This window comes from Chryseobacterium sp. 2TAF14 (genome assembly GCF_052115105.1).
In the GTDB taxonomy this organism is placed as follows: domain Bacteria; phylum Bacteroidota; class Bacteroidia; order Flavobacteriales; family Weeksellaceae; genus Chryseobacterium.
Map to the genome: position 1 here is coordinate 20,955 of NZ_JBFRGA010000002.1, position 20,745 is coordinate 41,699.

Annotated in this window: 13 protein-coding genes; 1 reads left to right on the forward strand and 12 read right to left on the reverse strand. The window is 35.7% G+C overall.

Features of this window, described 5'->3' with window-relative positions; genetic code table 11:
- Positions 1 to 636, forward strand: coding sequence for a dephospho-CoA kinase (gene coaE, locus AB4Y90_RS00495; RefSeq protein ID WP_441555247.1), 636 nt, complete (start codon positions 1 to 3; stop codon positions 634 to 636).
- A 107-nt stretch (positions 637 to 743) separates the two neighbouring features.
- Here coaE and AB4Y90_RS00500 read toward each other — a convergent pair whose 3' ends face one another.
- The 12 genes from AB4Y90_RS00500 to AB4Y90_RS00555 all read right to left on the reverse strand — a co-directional run bounded on the left by AB4Y90_RS00500 (position 744) and on the right by AB4Y90_RS00555 (position 20,725).
- Positions 744 to 4,484 (reverse strand): fibronectin type III domain-containing protein, encoded by a 3,741-nt coding sequence (locus AB4Y90_RS00500; RefSeq protein ID WP_441555212.1) that lies wholly within the window; start codon positions 4,482 to 4,484, stop codon positions 744 to 746.
- 361 nt (positions 4,485 to 4,845) lie between these two features.
- Positions 4,846 to 7,809: a reprolysin-like metallopeptidase gene (locus AB4Y90_RS00505; RefSeq protein WP_441555213.1), complete on the reverse strand. Its 2,964-nt coding sequence runs from the start codon at positions 7,807 to 7,809 to the stop codon at positions 4,846 to 4,848.
- Positions 7,810 to 8,007: 198 nt separating this feature from the next.
- Positions 8,008 to 8,670 carry a DUF6048 family protein gene (locus AB4Y90_RS00510; protein ID WP_441555214.1) on the reverse strand — a complete coding sequence of 221 codons (663 nt, stop codon included), beginning with the start codon at positions 8,668 to 8,670 and terminating at the stop codon, positions 8,008 to 8,010.
- Entirely contained in the window at positions 8,636 to 9,106 is a 471-nt protein-coding gene (locus tag AB4Y90_RS00515) for a DUF6452 family protein (RefSeq protein ID WP_441555215.1), read from the reverse strand. Before AB4Y90_RS00515 ends, AB4Y90_RS00510 begins: the two co-directional genes overlap by 35 nt.
- 10 nt (positions 9,107 to 9,116) lie before the next feature.
- Positions 9,117 to 11,585, reverse strand: a complete 2,469-nt coding sequence (locus tag AB4Y90_RS00520; RefSeq protein WP_441555216.1) for a zinc-dependent metalloprotease — start codon at positions 11,583 to 11,585, stop codon at positions 9,117 to 9,119.
- 45 nt (positions 11,586 to 11,630) lie between these two features.
- Positions 11,631 to 13,037 carry a 23S rRNA (uracil(1939)-C(5))-methyltransferase RlmD gene (gene rlmD, locus AB4Y90_RS00525; RefSeq protein WP_441555217.1) on the reverse strand — a complete coding sequence of 469 codons (1,407 nt, stop codon included), beginning with the start codon at positions 13,035 to 13,037 and terminating at the stop codon, positions 11,631 to 11,633.
- A 165-nt stretch (positions 13,038 to 13,202) separates the two neighbouring features.
- Positions 13,203 to 14,792, reverse strand: a complete 1,590-nt coding sequence (locus AB4Y90_RS00530; RefSeq protein ID WP_441555218.1) for a TlpA family protein disulfide reductase — start codon at positions 14,790 to 14,792, stop codon at positions 13,203 to 13,205.
- A gap of 166 nt (positions 14,793 to 14,958) precedes the next feature.
- Entirely contained in the window at positions 14,959 to 15,195 is a 237-nt protein-coding gene (locus AB4Y90_RS00535) for a hypothetical protein (RefSeq protein WP_441555219.1), read from the reverse strand.
- A gap of 151 nt (positions 15,196 to 15,346) precedes the next feature.
- Complete coding sequence (locus tag AB4Y90_RS00540; RefSeq protein ID WP_441555220.1) at positions 15,347 to 16,114, reverse strand: succinate dehydrogenase/fumarate reductase iron-sulfur subunit; 768 nt, start codon at positions 16,112 to 16,114, stop codon at positions 15,347 to 15,349.
- A gap of 24 nt (positions 16,115 to 16,138) precedes the next feature.
- Positions 16,139 to 18,151 carry a fumarate reductase/succinate dehydrogenase flavoprotein subunit gene (locus AB4Y90_RS00545; RefSeq protein WP_441555221.1) on the reverse strand — a complete coding sequence of 671 codons (2,013 nt, stop codon included), beginning with the start codon at positions 18,149 to 18,151 and terminating at the stop codon, positions 16,139 to 16,141.
- Positions 18,152 to 18,166: 15 nt separating this feature from the next.
- Positions 18,167 to 18,829: a succinate dehydrogenase cytochrome b subunit gene (locus tag AB4Y90_RS00550; protein WP_441555222.1), complete on the reverse strand. Its 663-nt coding sequence runs from the start codon at positions 18,827 to 18,829 to the stop codon at positions 18,167 to 18,169.
- A gap of 144 nt (positions 18,830 to 18,973) precedes the next feature.
- On the reverse strand, positions 18,974 to 20,725 hold the full coding sequence (locus AB4Y90_RS00555; protein ID WP_441555223.1) for a ComEC/Rec2 family competence protein: 1,752 nt from the start codon (positions 20,723 to 20,725) through the stop codon (positions 18,974 to 18,976).
- Positions 20,726 to 20,745: the final 20 nt, after the last annotated feature.

A 20,745-nucleotide genomic window follows, 5' to 3' on the forward strand; every position in this document is an offset into this window, starting at 1 on the left:
ATGGAAAAATTACAATCAGAAAGCCAACAGCCGGAACCGGAACCATTATCGACACCCAAAATCATTGGATTAACAGGCGGAATAGGATCTGGTAAAACTACCGTTGCAAAATGTATTGAAGACTTCGGATTTCCCGTTTATTATTCGGATGACAGAGCGAAAGATATTGTGAATGACAATGATGATTTAAAGGTAAAAATCAAAGCGCTTTTAGGTAATGAATCTTATGATGAAAACGGTCTTTATAACAGAAAATTTGTAGCGGAAAAAGTTTTTAACAATAAAGATTTACTGCAAAGTTTAAATGAGATAATCCACCCAGCTGTAAGGATTGATTTTGAAAATTGGGTAAAAAAACAGACGAAGTATTTGGTTTTTAAAGAAACAGCTTTGTTGTTTGAATTAAAACTCAACAAACAGTGTTACAAATCTGTTTTAGTGACTGCAGAAGACAACATCAGAATAAAAAGGGTAATGGATCGCGACGGAAAAACCTACCGCGAAGTACAATCTGTAATGGAAAAGCAGATGCCGGAAAAAGATAAAATTAAACTGGCAGACTGTATCATTTACAACAATACCAATCTTGAAGACCTGAAAGATCAAACCGAAAAAATTATTTTTGAGATTGAATAAATAAAATCCCGCCGAAGAATTTCAGCGGGATTTGTTTTAAATTAATTTTTTTGATATAAAAAAATAAGCTCTCATTTCTGAGAGCTTATTCTATTTAATTAATTTGATTATTCTTTAATGAATTTTCTCTGAGCTGTGCCCTGAACATCATCAATATCTATCACGTATAAACCGTTGATCAATCTGCTTACATCGATCTTATTGTTTAAGATGATTCCGCTTGAGATTACCTGACCAGCCGCGCTGTAAATTTTGTATTTAGCTTTTTTGCTAATGTTCTTAACATTCAGGACTGTTTTAACCGGGTTTGGATAAATCAGGATATCTGTTTGGTTAAGTGTATTAGCAACCGGCAATTTAGAAATTCTTACCGTGTAATCTTCTACTTCACCATCTGTAAAGCTGATACAATTTACAGGAATAGCATCTTTAGCCATTGCAACTCTCATTACAACATATTTATCAGTAGATCCTACGAAAGCATCTGATGGCACATTGAATGTAGCACTTGCTGTAAGATTCGTATTCGGACCGTCTGATAAGATTTTTTCATCAAGATCGAAAGTTCCGTTTCTATTGAAGTCGATCCAAACTGCAACTCCCGCTTTAGCTCCCGAACTAAGTGTTTTATCAATGATAATCTGGTTACCTGTAGAACCCTGAACCATGTCAATATATTTCAAAGGAACTGCTGTAAAGTCTGAATATGCTGAACCTGATGTGATGTTAATCATCTCTGGTTTTCCTGCAGGTTTAGCCGTTACTTTTGAAATAAATTCTGAAGCAAAGTTGGTTGAATGCATTGGGCAGTAAACTACTGTTGGAGTTGTAAAGTAGTATTCAGGTGTAAAGTTACCCGGTGTACCTGTACAAACATTTGCAACCTGCATTTCATATTTCGTTAGTTCTAATAGACCTGTGATTGTATAGGTAGTATTACTTACGTTAATGGTTGTCCAGCCTGGTAATCCTACCTTTCTGTATCTTAAGATATAATTATTTGTCGCACCAGGACCTGTATAAGCATCCCAAACTATTTCTGCAGATGTAGGGTTTAATTGAGTAATGGTTAATCCCGGAGGCGGAATTTCACAAACTCTAACCGTAGTAAACACCTGAGATGTAGACCAAGGATTGAAAGTTGCAGATCCAATACATTTATTTCTTACCTGTACTTCATACGTTTTATAAGAGCTTAAACCTGTTATAAGATAAGTATTTGCAGGCGGTTGAGGAGTTCCTCCTGGAAGAGGTGGTGATTGCCAAGAAGTAGCAGGATCACTTACCAGTTTCCAACGCAATTCGTACTCTGCACCCGCAGCAAGCGGACTCCAGGTTACTAAAGCAGATGTAGGTGTGATGTTTGTCACTGTTACATTTGGAGGTGTAGGATCACATTTCGTCATAAATTCGTTATGTGAATAAACCCCAACATTGGTTGTATTACAAACCGCTGCAACTTCTACCTCATATTGTGTATATGAAGATAAGTTCTGAGGGAAAGTATAAGTATTGGTAGCTCCAGGTACAGCTGCAACAGCAATAGGTCCAGCTGCAGGCAACCAAGTACCTGTACCAACAGGTCTGTATCTTATTTGGTAAGAAGCTCCACCCACATCTTGAGGCCACGTAAGCGTTGCCGCATTATGTGTAATAGAAGCCGGTGTAACAGTAACAACTGGAGTCGCTGTACTACAAACTCTTAATACAATATTATCAATTGCCGCAGGAGGTTGAGTTCCACCGCCGCCATCGTTTCTCCATTCAAAAACTAAACGCATTACAGTACCTGCATATGCACTTAAATTTAAGGTTGTAGTAGAATAACTTTGCCAAGCTGTACCCTGAAGCTGGTATTGTCCCACTTGTACTCTGTTTGTACCTGCTACAATTTGAGTTCCGGCTACCGGTAATACATTTGATGGTAACAACCAAACTCTAAGATAATCCCAGTTATTCTCACCTTGAGACTTCCAGTCAAAAGAGAAAGAAGCGATTGTAGTTCCTGCCGGAATCGCAATGTCTCTAAATGCCTGTACTGTACTTGTCGTGTGAGAATATTCGTTTACCACACCATTATTAGATATATATAATGATGGACCAGTATTTCCTGTTGCAGTACCGCGTACCCATTTATTTGTCTGAGTACCGTTTAGTAATGCTAAATCGTTTCCTCCGGTAAAGTTTTGAATATAAGGAAGCTGTGCAGGAATCTGCGTTGTCATTATAGATACCGGTTCCGATAAATCACTCAGATCTGTTGGGCTACATACAGCCTTAACCCAGATATAATAAGTAGTACTTGGGTTTAATCCAGGAATTGTATAGCTTACCGCTGTACCCGGAATACCAACAACCTGAGGTGTTGCAGGAGGTGTGGTTGTAGTGCTGTAAAAAATTTGATATCCGTTTGCAGGCTGAATTGTTGGTGGAGTCCAAGATATATTTGCTGTATTTGCCGTAGCACTAAGAGCGACAACTCCAAGCGGTTCTATACAGGTAGGAGCAACTCTTAATTTAAAATCATCAACTCCTAAATACCAAGGTGCAGAAGTAACAGATACATTTACTGCAAAATTATATGTCCCTGTTGTTGCTGGGGTATAATATACTTTATATTGAGTATAATTGGGAGTACTTTGTGTTGCAGTGATGAATGTACCTAAATTTGTAGCTCCTGTAGAAGATTGTGAAGAATTTACCAATACATTACCTGTAAATCCTGTATCATCGGTGCTGTGGTAGTAGAATGAAAATTCATAAGTCGTTCCAGCTGTTAATGCAAATCCTGGAGTCCAGAGCTGACTTGCATTTGTATTACCCCACTGAATTCTGACATAATTTGGTGCTGATCTTGGTCCCGGAGAGGTAGTAGATGCAACAGCACTTGAAGATGTCCATGGATTTGTTCCTGTAACTTGCTTCCAACAAACTGGAACGATCCCTGCACCCAGAGTTGTCATAGCATCAAAATTTTCTGTCCAAGGAAGAGTAGCTACCGGTACACACAAAGTCATAAAAGACTGCATCGGAGTCCATGTACTTTTATCGGTTGCACTACAGATAGATCTTACCCAAACATAATATGTTGTAATAGGTGTTAATGGTTGAATCGTTGCATTTGTAGTTGCACTTTGTACAGAATTGGTTGCATTTAGCGGAGTCGTACCTGTGGGAGCTACACCTGTTGTGTTATAATATACATCATAACCATTTGCAGGTTGTGTAGTTGGAGCCGTCCAAGAAATATTTGCGCTTGTTGCTGTTGTATTTACTAAAGTAATAGCTGAAGGAGCCAAACAAGTAGGAGCAGCACCTTGAGACATTGTAACATTATCAAAATAATAATAACTGTCTCCTGAAGTTGCCGATATTACATAAAATCTCACATATAGATTACCCGCAGTAGGGCTGAAGGTTACCGTTTTCGTTGCACAAGTGTTTGCTACTACGTGATTCGTAGAATTAATTGTGTAAGCAGTAACCCAAGGTCCTCCTGTATTATTAGAATATTGTACTGCAATAGTTCCAAGATTTGCCGCAGAAGTGGCAACTGTACCAGCAGACCAGTCGGTAACTTTATAATCGAATGAAAGTGTTATAACACCTTGATTATTGCCTGGAATATTGGGAGATGTAAAACTTCCTTCGTTCCCGCCAAATCTATTCCCTCGTATCGTTCCTCCAGTAGTACCACAAATTTGGTTAGCAGTAGCAGTCCTTGAGAAAATAAAATCACTGGTTGTCCAGTTATTAAGTCCCGTGGCTGTCCAATCTTGCGTATAGTTCACCTGAGCCATGAGAAATGCACCAAAAAGTAATTGGCACATGAGTAGAAGTTTCTTCATAAATTAAATATTAAAATGAAATTGAATACCAATGTAATTTATATCTATTAATAAGTTTTTCTGTGTAGTTCTCAATGTATTTGTTTAAAACCAAATGAAATGATCGTCTTTTTAACACTTTGAAAAACAGTTCTTTTACAAAACCAATATTAACAGAAAGCTGTAGGTTTGAAAAAAATGTAAAGAATTTAATCATAGGCAGAATTATTTTATTTTAATACAAATCTAATCATTTTCTATAATTAAAATAAAGATTAAACTGTTTTTTTTACAATTACTTCATCAAAATAATGTTTATGATTTCAAAATAAAAAAATCCCCAGGGTTTTCCTGAGGATTTATTAGTATTAGAAAGAATTTTTTATTTCTTAATAAATTTAGAATTGAAGCTTTCTTTTCCTTTATCTTCAATAGATATTACATAAGCTCCTTTTATTAATGAAGAAACATTAATTTTTCCATTAATAATACTTCCATTACCTACTAATTGACCAGCTGCGCTGTAAATTTTATAAGTGGCTTTATCAGAAACTTTAGTAACGTTTAAGAAGTCAGTCGCAGGATTAGGATAAATCTGAATACCGCTGTTCTTAATGTTATTATCAACTGTAGATAAGTTATTTTCAGTTACAACAACATTATAATCTTCATATTCTCCATAAGCGGTTATAGTACCACATGACGCATTATGTATATACCCAGGGCTGTTATAATACAATAAACCTACTCTCATTCTCAATCCCAGATTTAAAACTGTAGACGAAGGTACAGTAAAGCTTGCCGTCATCGGGTTAACTGAGGTAGAAGATGTTGAATTTGAAGTTTGCATAATTCTTTCATTATCTTCAAAAGTACCGTTTCTGTTAAAATCAATCCAAGCACTAATCATTTCCGGGTACGCAGTAGTACCTGACCAACCTTTAGTAACTGCTATTGTATATGTATTATTTTTAACAAGATTTACTTGTAAGGCAGAATTAGCTACATAGCTTGTATAAGTACTCGGCCCTGAAGTATTGGTCATATTATTTAAACTAACTCCAGCAATATGATCATCAGTCGCATTTGAAGAAGCAACAGAACAATAAGTTAGTCCAATCGTTGTAAAATTAGAAGAGACCGAAAATGTACCTGTAGTACCAGAACAAACAGTTGCTACTTGTACTTCATACGCTGTACCGTCAACCAAATTAGACAAAGTAATATTTGTAGCAGAACTTGTAGTTTGTTGCCAAGTAGCATCTGCTATTTTCTTATATCGGATTACATAAGTAGCACCACTAATTGCAGCCCAACTTACATCAACAGATGATACCGTAATATTTGATGTTGTAATTGGCGTCGGTGCAGCACCATTACATGGAGCAAATGTAGTTACTGTAGCAGCTCTAATAGCATAAAACACATTACCTATAGAAGATACTCTGATTTTAACTGTTTGACCATTTGTAAGTGACGAAAAAGTAAAACTTTCGTTACCATCATTAGGTGTAGAGTTTGATAGCACTACCCAAGTTGTACCATTATCAATTGTATAATCAATCTTTACATTAGCAACATTATAAGGAGCAGCTACTGTGTTCGCAACATCCCATGTTACTGTAGTGGCTCCGCTACTTGCAATAAACTGTGTAGTAACTTTAAAAGGTCCATCATTTCCTACAACAATTGTCTGCTCTGCAAACTGGGTTTGTTGCTGTGTAGGATCAGGATTATTATCTCTAACGGTTACTGCAAACTTAGTATTTCTTGCTACTTTTGATACAGATTCCCATCCATTATTTGAATTATCTAAAACTCCGTCTAATACAGAAGATAATTTTGGAAAATATCTTGTAGGATTACTTGTAGGTGTAAAAGATCTGAAAGAAGGGCCTGTAGCAGTAGATCCTATATTGGTACTATTAGTAGTAACAGTTGCATTATCTACCTGTTCCCAAGTATATGTCAAAGGATCATTTTCAGGATCAGTTGCAGAAGCCGTTAAAACAAAAGCAGTTCCTTTCGGTATATTGTACGTTGGTAATGCCGTGATAATAGGAGGATTGTTATTTACCGAAGTTTCTACATCACAAGTTTTACTGTTAAGGTTTGTTTGAACCTGAGTGATACTTGCTTTGTGAAAATAAGCATTTGAATGTTGCTGAACATCAGTAGCAGGACCTCCAGTAATCCCTGCATACCCCATAATAGTAGATCCTGATCCAGGTTCCATATTAACCTGAGCTGATTCTAAATCGTGAGAGAAGGTATGGTTTGCCCCTAATTGATGCCCCATTTCATGAGCTACATAATCGATATCGAAATTATCTCCCTGAGGTATTGCATCAGCCGGCGATGTATAACCTGATCCTTTACCCGGAGAGTTAGCATTTGCTGGATTTAGACAAACACATCCTATACAGCCTGCATTTCCACCTCCGCCTGAAGCACCAAATAAATGACCTATGTCATAATTATTATTTCCAACATTATTGGTAAGGGTTTGCTGTAATTCCAAAGTCCATGCTCCATTAGCACCTGCCGAACCACCTGAATATGGATCTGTAGCAGCATTTGTATAAATTACATTAGGATAGTTTTGTAAGTTAAGGTGTAAAGCAAAATCTTTTTCAAAAACACCATTCACTCTTGTCATCGTAGCATTAATTGCAGATAAAGCACCCGCTACAGTACCACCATGAAAAGCAGTGTATTCTCCTGTCACAGACATTACCAATCTCATCGTTCTGTATTTCTTATCAGACATTTTTGAGAAATCGGTAGGCTGATTTGTAAATGAAGAACCCGCTTTTAGCATTTCATCAATTTGCTGTTTAGCAGCTGGGCTTTCTGAAGTACTGCAAATAAAGCTTTTACCCCCTGTATTAGAAGTTTTAGGATGTATTCCGTATACCGTTTTATCTGCATTTTGAGGCTCTATAAATTCATATTGCCCATTATTATTAATAACCATCGATTGAAAATCAGTTGGAGAAACTGAGAATCTAAGATATTTATTAGGATCATCAATTCCTACTCCAACATAAGAACCTAATTGATATTGATCTGCTAATTCTTTAACAACAACAGGAAAGCTGTAAACTGCAAATCTCTCAATTTTACCACTAAGTGTTGGTAAAGAAATTTCAATTGCTTTCGCATTTTTACCAGTCTCCTGAGCGTTTTTCAACTTTTCTCTAATCTGAGGTAGGTCTAGTTTATAATAACTTCGCACGAGCGAAGGCTCAAATTTGGAGTTTCTTTTGAGAGTAGTTGGCGTCCACTGCGCAAATGCAGAGCCACCAAGTAAACTACAAAACAAAACAGTAATGAACTTTTTCATATAATTGAATTATTTTTAAGTGCCAAATATAAGGGTTTTCATCTTATAAATATTCATCATATTTATATTTATTTTGTTAAAATCGCAATCACAACCGTTAGAATTATTAATAATGAAAAAAACTCCAGAAATATCCGGAGTTTTTAGTTATTTAAATAAATTAAAATTTCAGACGAGCATTTCTTCAACTATTTATGTTTAAAACTTATACGCAATATTCCACGCAAAGCCCATGTTGAATTTACTCGAGCTTCTTCCAAAGCCGGGAACAATCATCGGAACAACATCATCCTGCTTAGAAGTTACCATCAGATAACGAGGCTGCATACTGACATCAATGTAAAAATCAGATTCAAAAAGCTGCACTCTTCCGCCTATATTTCCTTCCAGCCAGAAAGACGATTGCGAAGAAGAAGGCATTGAAACCGATGAGCTGTTTCCCGCAAAACCTCGTACAGGAATTGCCATGTATTCCTGGGTATAAAATGATCCGCCTATTTTTCCGCCTCCATAAAAACCGTTAAAATCATTTTCGCGGTCTCTTGCCAACATATAAAAGGCTCCGATTTTCATAAAAGGACCGCTTGCTTTAGCATCGTAACCATTATTCTGGTAAATATTTTTATCAAAACCAGCCTCTATAATTCCGTGGAGATTATCTTTTACTTTAGATGAAATAAATCCCTGAAACATTTGTCGGTCTGAGAAAAATGAAACGCCCGCATTCAAGACATCAACTCCCACTATAAAATTGGGTTCGTATTTCCATTTTGGTTTTTCGGCTTCCTCTTTCTCCTGCGCAGAAAGATTCAGCAAACCGAAAGCACTAAAAATTAAAGAATAAATTAGTCTTGTCTTCATTTTCAATAAAATTTTGCCCTTGTTCTACACTTTTAAGAGAGTTCGGAGTAGATAATACCGAGTTTACGTTTTCGTAATTCCGCTTCACACCACATCCCGGTGAAACATAAATAGATTTTGTTGTATAATTTACCCTCACTCTGGTAGAATCTTCGGTATCTATTGTTTTTACATAAATATCTGTAAATTGAGATTCATCAACGCGCAAAGGAACGAAAACAGAATCTACATTTGTGTATGTACCAACGGCAATGACACCAGAACCATAATCTGCATCAATTTTTATTTTGGCTACATCGGAAATTTTGCCATCTTTTTTGAATGTAATTTTCATTCGTGGCGTTCCTTCCCCGCTTTCACAGATATCATCATCACTACCGCAGGAAATTATTGACGACAGTGCAAAAATAAATAGGATGAATTTAAAATATTTCATAACCGAATCTTTATTTTGGATCTAAAGCTTTCTCAATACGGAAAACCAGATCCTCATTGTGATATTTGTTTACCAGATCATTAGACGTATTTTTCGCTAAAAGATCTTTTTTAATGGTATTTAAATTTCCTCTTACGATGGCAGAAACATCAGATTTATCAGAGTTTTTGGTGTCGATTAATTTAATTAAAGCGTCCACATAGTTTCTCTGAAGATTTCTTCCGTAAATATCAGCGTTGTCTTTTTTAATAATTGAATTATTTAAATCTGAAAAATATTCGATCAGAGAATAAGAATTCGAGTCAACCGCTTCCGACTGATACAAACTCTGAAGAACCATCGGACTTAAAACTCTTCCCAAAACACCATTTTGAATTTCTTCAACCGTTTTAACAGGAGTTTTACCTGTTTTTTCAAAAATATCTTTTTTAAGCAGCCATTCCGGAGTGGTGAAAATATTTTCATTTAAAAACTGCATTGCTTCTTTCTGATCTTTCTTGGCAACCACTTCATAAACTGCACCAGACTGTTCTGTCGTTTTCGGAGTTTCCATTTGTCCGCCGATATATTTTGAAACGTGACCTAAATACCTTCTGAATTGTGTGGTTACCTGATCATACATCATATCAAGGTTTTTATAATCTTCGTTTGGAGTTTTCGTCCAGTCATCCAGATTATCTACAATTCTTTTCAGATTTTTGATTCCGTAAGTACTTGCAATCATGGCATTGTCGCCTACCTGCTCGCTTTGAGATCTCGGGTCTAAAGGATTGGTTTCTGTACCAAACCAAAGTCTTTCGTTTTTAAGGTTTTTGATGACCCATTTATTAAGGTATTCTTTTTCCGCATCAGGCGTTTTAAACTGGTTAAATCTTTTATAACCCCACTCGATTGCCCAATCATCATAATCACCAATTCTCGGGAAAATTCCGGCATCACCAATTTTGTCTTCCGGCTGTGCAACATAATTAAATCTTGCATAATCCATAATTGATGGAGTATGCCCGTTTTTCTCAAGCCATTTTTTATCTCTTAATTTTTCAACCGGAACTGTAGAACTCGATCCGTAATTATGTCTTAAACCTAAAGTATGACCAACCTCGTGAGAAGATACAAAACGAATCAGCTCACCCATCAGTTTTTCGTCAAACTCCATTTTTCTTGCCCTTTCATCATTCGGAGAAGCCTGTACAAAATACCAGTTTCTCAGCAACAACATGACGTTGTGATACCAGTTGATGTGACTTTCTAAAATCTCTCCGGTTCTTGGATCGGCGATTGAAGGTCCGGAAGCATTGGGAACATCTGAAGGTTTATAAACGATTGCAGAAAATCTTGCATCTTCTAAGCCCCATTCAGGATCGGTTTTCGGATCAGGAATTTTTGCAACAATGGCATTTTTAAATCCTGCTTTTTCAAAAGCTTTTTGCCAGTCATTAACTCCCTGAACTAAATACGGAACCCATTTTTTCGGAGTTGCAGGATCAATGTAGAATACAATCGGTTTTGCAGGTTCTACCAATTCACCTTTATTATATTTTGCTAAATCTTGCGGTTTTGGCTCAAGACGCCATCTTTTAACCAGAGAAACTCTTTTTACACCTTGAGGATCAAGATCGAAATCGGTATAGCCTACAGTGAAATACCCTACTCTCGGGTCAAAATATCTTGCCTGCATTTTATTTTCAGGAAGAAGCACGAAAGAAGAATTGATTTCTACGGTATAATTTCCACTGATTTTCGGTGCATTTTTTGCCATTTCGGGAGATAATTTCCCTAAAGTTCTTGCAAAGGTTTTAGTGGTATTGATTTCAATATTTGCAGGGAAAGACTTTACAAAATTTACAAATGACATATCTTTCTGGAAAGCTCCGACTCTGTAAGAATCTTTGGACCAGACCGAAAAAGAAGTCAGTTCGTTATCAGAATTCAAAACATCTGTCACTTCAATTACAGATGAGTTATTTTTTACTCCGTAAGCTTTTACATCAAAAGATTTAATGATAGACTGCACATTATTTCTCGTTACCGAATTGTACATCTGTGACGTAGAATCTTTCGCATAATCTACGTGAGAAATCGAGCGCAACAAGATTTTATCTTTCGGACCTTTTTCAAAAGCAATTACCTGCTGCCCGATTTGGTCTCCAGCATAACCTGRAGTCCCGGAACGCATTCCTGCGGCCGCTTTTGTTAACCTTGTTACCAAAAGAAATTCCTTTTTTAGCATCGCATCCGGAATTTCAAAATAATATTTGTCGTCTACTTTATGAACTGTAAAAACACCCTGATCAGAAACCGCTTTATCGGTAATGATTTCTTTAAATGGCTTGATCGGGCTTTTCTTTTTATCATCTTTTTTTACAACAGCAGTGTCTTTTTTATCTGTTGCAGTAGAATCTTTTTCCTGAGACAATAAATTTTGCTGGGCAAAAAATAATGCACCCACCAAGAAAATAGCTTTACCGTTCTTTATCATATTCATTTAATTTTTTTTGATTTTTTGATATTCAAATGTAAGTAATTATTTCTTGATAAGCAGCGCGATATTCTCCACATGGTGGGTTTGCGGGAACATATCGACAGGTAAAATCTTTACCAAAGTGTAATGATCTTTCATCAAAGCAAGATCTCTTGCCTGCGTTGCAGAATTACAGCTTACATAGACCACTTTTTCGGGAGCCAATTTCAAAATCTGCTCAACCACTTTCTGGTGCATTCCGTCTCTTGGCGGATCGGTTATCAACACATCTGCTTTTGGATGGTTTTCTAAAAACTCATCGTTGAAAACATTTTTCATATCACCGCAATAGAAAGTAGTGTTGGTTAAACCGTTCAGTTCGGCATGTTCGATTGCGGCATCAATAGCTTCCTGTACAGATTCAATTCCGATCACATGTTTTGCATTTCTGGCAACGTATTGTGCGATCGTTCCGGTTCCTGTATATAAATCGTAAACTACTTCGTCACCTTTTAAATCGGCAAACTCAAGTGTTTTTCTGTATAATTCTAAAGCCTGCTTATAATTGGTCTGGAAAAATGATTTCGGACCGATTTTAAATTTCAGACCATCCATTTCTTCCATTAAAAATCCGTCACCGAAATATACTTTGATATCCTGATCGTAAATTGAATCGTTATGTTTAGGATTAATGGCATAAACCAATGTTTTTATCTGCGGGAACTGCTCCAGCAAATAATCGAAAAGCTGAGTGCGGTTTTCTTTTTCTTCTCTGTAAAGCTGAAATAAAACCATCCATTCTCCTTTAGAGTTTTGTCTCATCATCAAAGTTCTAAGGAAACCTTCCTGGCTTTTCACATCAAAGAAATCCAAGCCTTTATTTTCAGCATATTTTTTTACTGCCAAACGAATTGCGTTGGAAGGATCTTCCTGAAGGAAACATTCTTTTAAATCTAAAATTTTGCTCCACATTCCCGGAATGTGAAAGCCTAAAGCATCTCTGCTTCCGAAATTTTCTTCAGAACTGATTTCATATTGAGTCAACCATCTTGCATTCGAGAAAGAAAATTCCATTTTATTTCTGTAGAAATACTGTTCTTCAGCACCTAAAATAGGAACGGTTTCAAAATCATCAATTCCACCGATCCTTTTGATATTGTTGTAAACTTCTTCCTGTTTAAAATCAAGCTGCTTTTCGTAGCTCATATTCTGCCATTTGCAGCCACCGCAAGTTCCGAAATGGATGCACTTCGGTTCAACTCTGAATGGAGATTTTTCTACAATTTCTTTTACTTCAGCTTCAAAATATTTAGATTTTGATTTTTTAACTCTTGCATTCACAACATCTCCGGGAATCGCTCCGGAAACTAAAACCGTTTTCCCTTCTTCTGTCTTTCCTATTGCAACACCTTTTGCTCCTGCTGCAAAAAGTTTTATATTCTCAAGAATTACATCTTTCTTCTTTCTCATAACAATTCTATGTGACGGAAACAGCTTTCTATTCTGAATTCCGCCTATTTTCTATTTTTTCTAATAAATTGTTTTGAAACATTTAAGCTCCAAATTTGTCTGCAAAAATACAATAAAAAAAACCTTATCCGAAGACAAGGTTTTTTTATATTTTGTTTAAGCTAATTATTTTGCTTCTACCGGAACTTTCTCAACCTGCGGAGCCGCTTGTTGCTCTAAAGCTGAAGGATCAAGTTGTAATTGCGCTTGAGGATTTACTTGAGGCGCTTTAAGACCTGTTTGCTTATCTAAAATCGTAACCAGATCCTGATCACCAAGATTTACAAAAGATCTGCTCGCAACTTTACCGTTTTTATCAACTACAACGAAGCTTGGTAATTTGAAACCGTACACTCCGTATTTTTTGGCAATATCAGAGTTTAAACCTCCTTCACCGTAAACATTAGTTCCCGGAATACCTTTTAATAAAGCATTGCTCGTTTTTATAAACTGATCTTTTGTATCGTCTAAATTTACGAAAACGAAATTCATTTTAGACTTATAAAAATTTACCACTTCTTTTAAAACAGGTACAGTACCTTCTGCAATGTAAGGATTCCAAGATGCGTAGAATACTATCATATAAGGTTTTCCTTTGTTCTCACTTAATTTATAAGCTGAACCATCTTGTTTTACCAAAGAAGCTTCCGGAGCATCGTCACCAATTTTAAAACCGTTGATTACGAAAAGCATCTTTTTCAAATCAGCTTTAATGGTTGCATCTTTAATATCTTCTTCGATAATTTTTTTGATTTTATCTGTTGTAGCAGGCGGAGTTTGAGGATGCACATCAGACTGAGCCATTACAAAAGCCAATAAATAATCTTTCTCTGTCTGAGAAACTTCTTTTTTACCTTTCAGAAATTCGTTAAATAATTCTGATGTCGTTATATTTGCGTTAGCTTTCCCTTGTGTTTTTGACTGAGCAAATGTCTGGAAATCAGGACTCATTTTCATTAATAAATACTGTCTATAGAAAGGGCTTGTTTTGATCATCTTTTCTTTATTCTCCTGAAGCTTAGTTTCGTAATCAGTAAATACTTTTGCAAGCTTAAAAGAAGGATTGTTTCCTGACATCTGCTTTTTAGTCATTTCATAATTTACAAGTAAATTAAGAATTGCAACTTTAGCATCTGTTTTTTTCCATTCAACCACTTCATTTCCGGGATTGAATTTCTTTACATTTTCGTCGATATTTTTATTGACGTCTGCTTCAATTTTTTGCATTGCTTTTACATAAGTATTCTCATCACCAGAAGCTAGCTGTTGAATATTCAACGTTTGCCCGTAATTTGTCAAAAACTTCTGGCAAGCTTGGAAGAAATCGTTATCATTTTTGGCATCTCCTGTAACTACATATTCGTTCGGGAATGTAGCAGAATTACCGGAGATGTTCAGTTTCTGACCGCCTTTAAGGAAAATAAGATTTTGCTTTCCTGCATAGTTGATTACATACATTCCGTTTTTTGGAGCTTCAAAAGTTCCTGTAAAGTTTCCGTCTTTATCGATGCCAAAGTTTGCCAATGGCAAAGTAGCAACACCTGAAGCTTCTACAAACTCGATTCTTTCTAATGGAGAACTGCCCGCAATTTTACCTTTTACTTCAACTTTTTTTGAACAAGACATTGCAAATATGGCAATGACAAACAACAAAAGATATTTTTTAAACATTTTTGTATAATTATTTTTTGGGAATGATTGAATCTTTGATTTCATTTTTGATTTTAAATAATGTAGCAAAAATAAGTTTTTCTGTTCGTTATTTAAAGGCAAAATTATTTTTTTGTGATAGTTTTAACAATACAATTGATTATTAAATGTATCACATTCATTACAAATCATTTACAGTCTAATTTTTATCACAAATTCATTAAAATTATTATTAAAAGAAAAGACTATTAAAAGTCAGGATGATTAAAGCAATGATAGGAATAAGAATACCTTTCATTTTCGGAAGCATTGAAAAACCAAATAACATTGCAAGCGTAACTCCTGTAATGAGTTGAAAACGATTACTGAAATTATTGTTCTGGCTATTAAAAATAAATATAATTACTATGGTAAGAAGTATGCCGACGAGAATACTAATTCTGTTTTGGCTTATGAGAATCTTGATCATTTGTATTTTGTTTTAAACCATAAAAGTAACAAAAAAAACGAAACAAAATACTCTAAAACAGAAAATCATCTGTTTGAAAACTATTTTCTATTAAAAAAACAAAAAATACCGTTTATGAAAACGGTATTTTATATACAAAATTTATAAAATTTTATCCTCTGTCTACGTAAGCAGTAATATATTCTCTATTCATTCTTGCGATGTTTTCAAGAGAAATCCCTTTAGGACATTCTACTTCACAAGCTCCTGTATTTGAACAGTTTCCGAATCCTTCTTCATCCATCGCTTTTACCATGTTCAGAACTCTACGTTTCGCTTCTACTCTACCTTGAGGTAAAAGAGCATACTGAGAAACTTTAGCACCAACGAATAACATCGCAGAACCGTTTTTACATGATGCTACACAAGCACCACAAGCGATACATGCTGCAGCATCCATTGCTTTGTCTGCATCTTCTTTAGGAACCGGAATTGCGTTTGCATCAAGTGTATTTCCAGAAGTGTTTACCGAGATAAAACCACCTGCAGCCATTACTCTGTCGAATGCGCTTCTGTCTACGATCAAATCTTTAATAACCGGGAAAGCAGCACTTCTCCAAGGTTCGATAACGATTGTTTCACCGTCTTTAAACATTCTCATGTGAAGCTGACAGGTTGTAATTCCTGTATCAGGACCGTGTGCTCTACCGTTGATGTAAAGAGAACACATCCCACAGATTCCTTCACGACAGTCGTGGTCGAAAGCGATCGGTTCTTTACCCTCGTTGATAAGGTTTTCGTTAAGAATATCCAACATCTCCAAGAATGAAGAATCTGTAGATACATCTGATATTTTGTAGGTCTCAAACTGACCTTTAGTTTTATTATTTTTTTGTCTCCAAATTTTCAGCGTAAGATGAAGGCCTTTTTTTGCACTCATAATTATTTATTTTTAGGTTGGAGATTATTTGTAACTTCTCGCTTTAACTTCGATGTTTTCGTAGATCAAATCTTCTTTATGCAGAACTTCGTTCTTGATATCATCGCCTTGATATTCCCAAGCTGCTACATATTTGAAATTGACATCATCTCTTTCTGCCTCACCTTCAGGAGTAGCATGATCTTCTCTGAAGTGACCACCGCAAGACTCATTTCTGTGTAATGCGTCGATTGCCATCAACTGACCTAACTCAATAAAATCTGCAACTCTGAATGCTTTTTCAAGCTCGGTATTCATTCCTTCTGCATCTCCGGGAACTTTCACATCGCTCCAGAAGTCTTTTTTCACCTGTTCAATTTCAGTGATAGCCTCTCTCAAACCTTCAGGTGTTCTTCCCATTCCTACTTTATTCCACATAATGTGTCCTAATTTTTTGTGGAAATAATCTACAGAATGCGATCCTTTATTATTTAAGAAGAAATCTACTTTATCTTTAATTTCTTTTTCAGCCTGATTAAACTCGCTAGAATCTGTAGGAATTGCTCCTGTTCTGATGTCTGCTGAAAGGTAATCTGCAATCGTGTAAGGAAGCACGAAATATCCGTCTGCCAAACCTTGCATCAAAGCAGAAGCTCCCAAACGGTTAGCTCCGTGATCTGAGAAGTTTGCCTCACCAATTACGAAACATCCAGGGATTGTAGACTGCAAGTTGTAATCAACCCAAACACCACCCATTGTGTAGTGTACTGCAGGATAGATCTTCATTGGAGTTTTATAAGGATCGTCAGCAGTAATTTTTTCGTACATTACGAATAAGTTACCATATTTTTCCTCAACCCAAGCTTTTCCTAAATCGTAGATCTGCTGATCTGTAGGATTGTGAATATGTTTTTCGATAGCGGCTTCTTTACCTTTTTTCATGATCTCTGTAGAGAAATCCAGGTAAACACCTTCTTTAGTATCATTATTTTCGATTCCGAAACCGGCATCACATCTTTCTTTACCAGCTCTTGACGCAACGTCACGAGGTACTAAGTTTCCGAATGCAGGATATCTTCTTTCTAAATAATAATCTCTGTCTTCTTCTTTGATATTTTCTGGTCTTAATTTACCTTCTCTGATCGCTACTGAATCTTCAATCTTTTTAGGAACCCAGATTCTTCCTGAGTTTCTTAATGATTCAGACATCAAAGTCAGTTTAGACTGCTGCGTTCCGTGAACCGGAATACAAGTCGGGTGAATCTGTACATAGCAAGGGTTTGCGAAGTACGCTCCTTTTTTGTGGATTTTCCAAGCTGCAGAAACGTTTGAACCCATTGCGTTGGTAGAAAGGAAATATACGTTTCCGTAACCTCCTGAAGCGATAACAACTGCGTGAGCAGAATGTCTTTCGATTTCACCTGTCACCAAGTTTCTTGCAATGATACCTCTAGCTTTTCCGTCTACAATTACAAGCTCCATCATTTCATGACGGTTGTACATTTTAATTCTTCCTTTACCGATCTGACGGCTCATTGCAGAATATGCACCTAATAATAACTGTTGACCAGTCTGTCCTTTTGCATAGAAAGTCCTTTTTACCTGAACCCCACCGAAAGAACGGTTATCTAACTGRCCTCCATACTCACGTCCGAAAGGAACACCCTGAGCAACACATTGATCAATAATATTTGCAGAAACTTCTGCTAATCTGTAAACGTTTGCTTCTCTTGCTCTGTAGTCACCACCTTTGATGGTATCGTAGAACAATCTATAGGTAGAATCTCCGTCTCCCTGATAATTTTTAGCAGCATTGATACCACCTTGCGCAGCAATAGAGTGCGCTCTTCTTGGAGAATCCTGATAGCAGAATGCTTTTACATTGTATCCCTGCTCAGCCAAAGTAGCTGCAGCAGAACCTCCTGCCAAACCTGTTCCTACAACAATAATATCAATCTTGTCTCTGTTGTTTGGTGCAACAAGGTTCATATGGTCTTTATGATGTTTCCATTTATCCTTTAACGGACCAGCAGGAATTTTTGAATCTAATTTACTCATATTAGTATATTGATATTATTGAGTTACATAATGAAAAATTGCAATAAAAATAAAGCCAAGCGGAATAAGGATTGAATACCAGTTTCCAATAGCTCTCACAACCGGAGTGTATTTCGGGTGTCTTGCTCCAACAGACTGAAACGAAGACTGGAAACCGTGCGCAAGGTGAAGACCAAGTAATCCGAAAGAGATCACATAAAGCACCACTCTCCAAACATCAGCAAATTTTGCGTGCAGGTCTCCCCAAAAACGAGTTTCTTCAACAGGCAATCCGTCTACATACTTGTAATTCATCTCGTGAAGCCAGAAATCATACATGTGAAGAAAAATGAATGCTAAAATTACAGCTCCTGAAATCAACATATTTCTGGACATCCAAGTAGAATTTGCCGAACCATTGTTGGTATCATATCCTATCGGACGTGCTTTTTTATTTTTAATTTCCAAAATAAATCCCATCACGAAATGGAAAATCACTGCAAACATCAACACCGGCTGCATTACAAACTGAATGAGAGGATTATACCCCATAAATTGCGAAGCATTATTGTAAGCATCCTGCCCGAAAACCGACAAAAGATTTACAGAAAGGTGCATCACCAGAAATATCAGCAAAAACATTGCTGACAATGCCATAGCATATTTTCTACCAATTGTAGAACTTGTTAAACCTGCCATATTAAGTTTAAATTTGAATTTCCACAAAATTATGAAATGTTAACAATACGTGAAACTGAGAAATCTCACTATTAGACAGTTTGTAATGTTTCTAAATAAGAGTTAAACCAATAATGAAACCAAGAAAAATTTAAATTATTGCTATTAATTAAGATAATAGATTTTGTTTTTGAATTTCACCTGTTTAGCCGAAACCGGAAGAGTCTTAATTTCTACAGCTTTTATTCTTCGAGACGATAAATAAGGATTGATAATATATTGTTTAATTTTATTCTTATTTTCTGAAGAATACATCCAGAATATTACCTTGTTGCCTTTTTTTACAGAAACAAGCACTTCTTTTTTGTAATGATGTACCAAAAACTCATCTTTTTGACATTCATAAAGGTTAAATGAAATTCTTACAATACAAAATATTACTATTGCCAAAATCACATTTGAAATATTTCTGAAATTAAATTTCTCAAGCATAAATCTGAGAAGGTAAAAAATTGTAAGCAGCGCAAAAGCTTCAGCTATATTTAAAGGAATATTTTCGAAAAATACAGAATCAAAAGCTGCAAACCAATGAATGATCTTCAATAAACCCTGAATGACAAAATCATAAATAAAACTGATGCTGTCAAAATCTACGTTAAAACCAATCAATACAGTCATCAAAAAAGAAAATATAATAATCAATTCAGAAAACGGAACAATTACAAAATTTGCCAGAATCGAAATCAATGAAAACTGATGAAAATAATACAAAACCAAAGGTAAAGTTGCCAATTGCGCTGCAATCGAAATAGAAATCGTATTGTAAATGAGTTTCTTGAAAAAATGATTCTGTCTCGGAAGATATTTTAAAATAGGTTGATTCAGCCAATAAATTCCAAAAACCGCCAGAAAACTCAACTGAAAACCAACATCAAAAATCTGCTGTGTATCGATCATCAAAATAATAAACGCAGAAAGCGCCATTGAATGCAATAAATCTGGTTTTCTTTGGAGCAAAACATAAATAAAATACACCGAAATCATAATGCACGATCTCACCACAGAATTTCCGAATCCGATAAAAAAGGCAAAAATCCATATGAATAATAAACTGATGATAACAGCATATTTTTTAAAACCAACCGGCGAAAACCTCATCATCAGGAAATAAAACATTCCGAAAATCACGACAATATGCGTTCCCGAAATCGCCAAAAAATGCACCAGACCGGAACGGTTGAAATCCTGAACAGTTTCAGAATCTATTTCTGTGCGGTCGGCAAGAATAATTCCTTTTAAAAATTCACGGCTGCGGAAACTCATTTTAGAATCATCAATTTTCTGCAAAGTTTCCAGGCGTTTTTGCTTGATTTTCTCTGAAAAATTCAAATCATTTCTTGAAGCAGAAACAATTTCCCCATTGATGTAACATTGATAAAAAATATTTTTCCGCTTTAAATATTTAGAATAATCAAACTGAAAATCATGTTCAGGAGATTTGGACTGAACAACATAAGCTTTCGCTTTATAATAATGATTGAAATCTAATTCTTTCTGGTCTTTTTCAATATTAACAATCGTTTCAAAACTTTGAGTTTCAACCTCAGCTAAAACCTCATATTTCTTATACTTTTCGTTTGAATTTAATTTTTTTGAAATTTTAAAAACGATAGTCTCATTGGTTTTCAAATTAAATTTTTCTTCATTCAAATTATTATAAAAGTGAAAAGAAATTCCCAATCCGAAAAACAAAATGATGAGAAGAACATTCCTGATTTTGAATAAAATTCGATTTTTCAGGAAAAACAATCCGGAAATCAGAATAGAAAACAGTATAATGAAGAAAATAAAATTTTGCTCAAAAGAAAATATATCCTGAAAGAAAATTCCAAGGATAAAAGAAGTGACAAGAATCAAAAGAGGCTACCTGTTCAAAA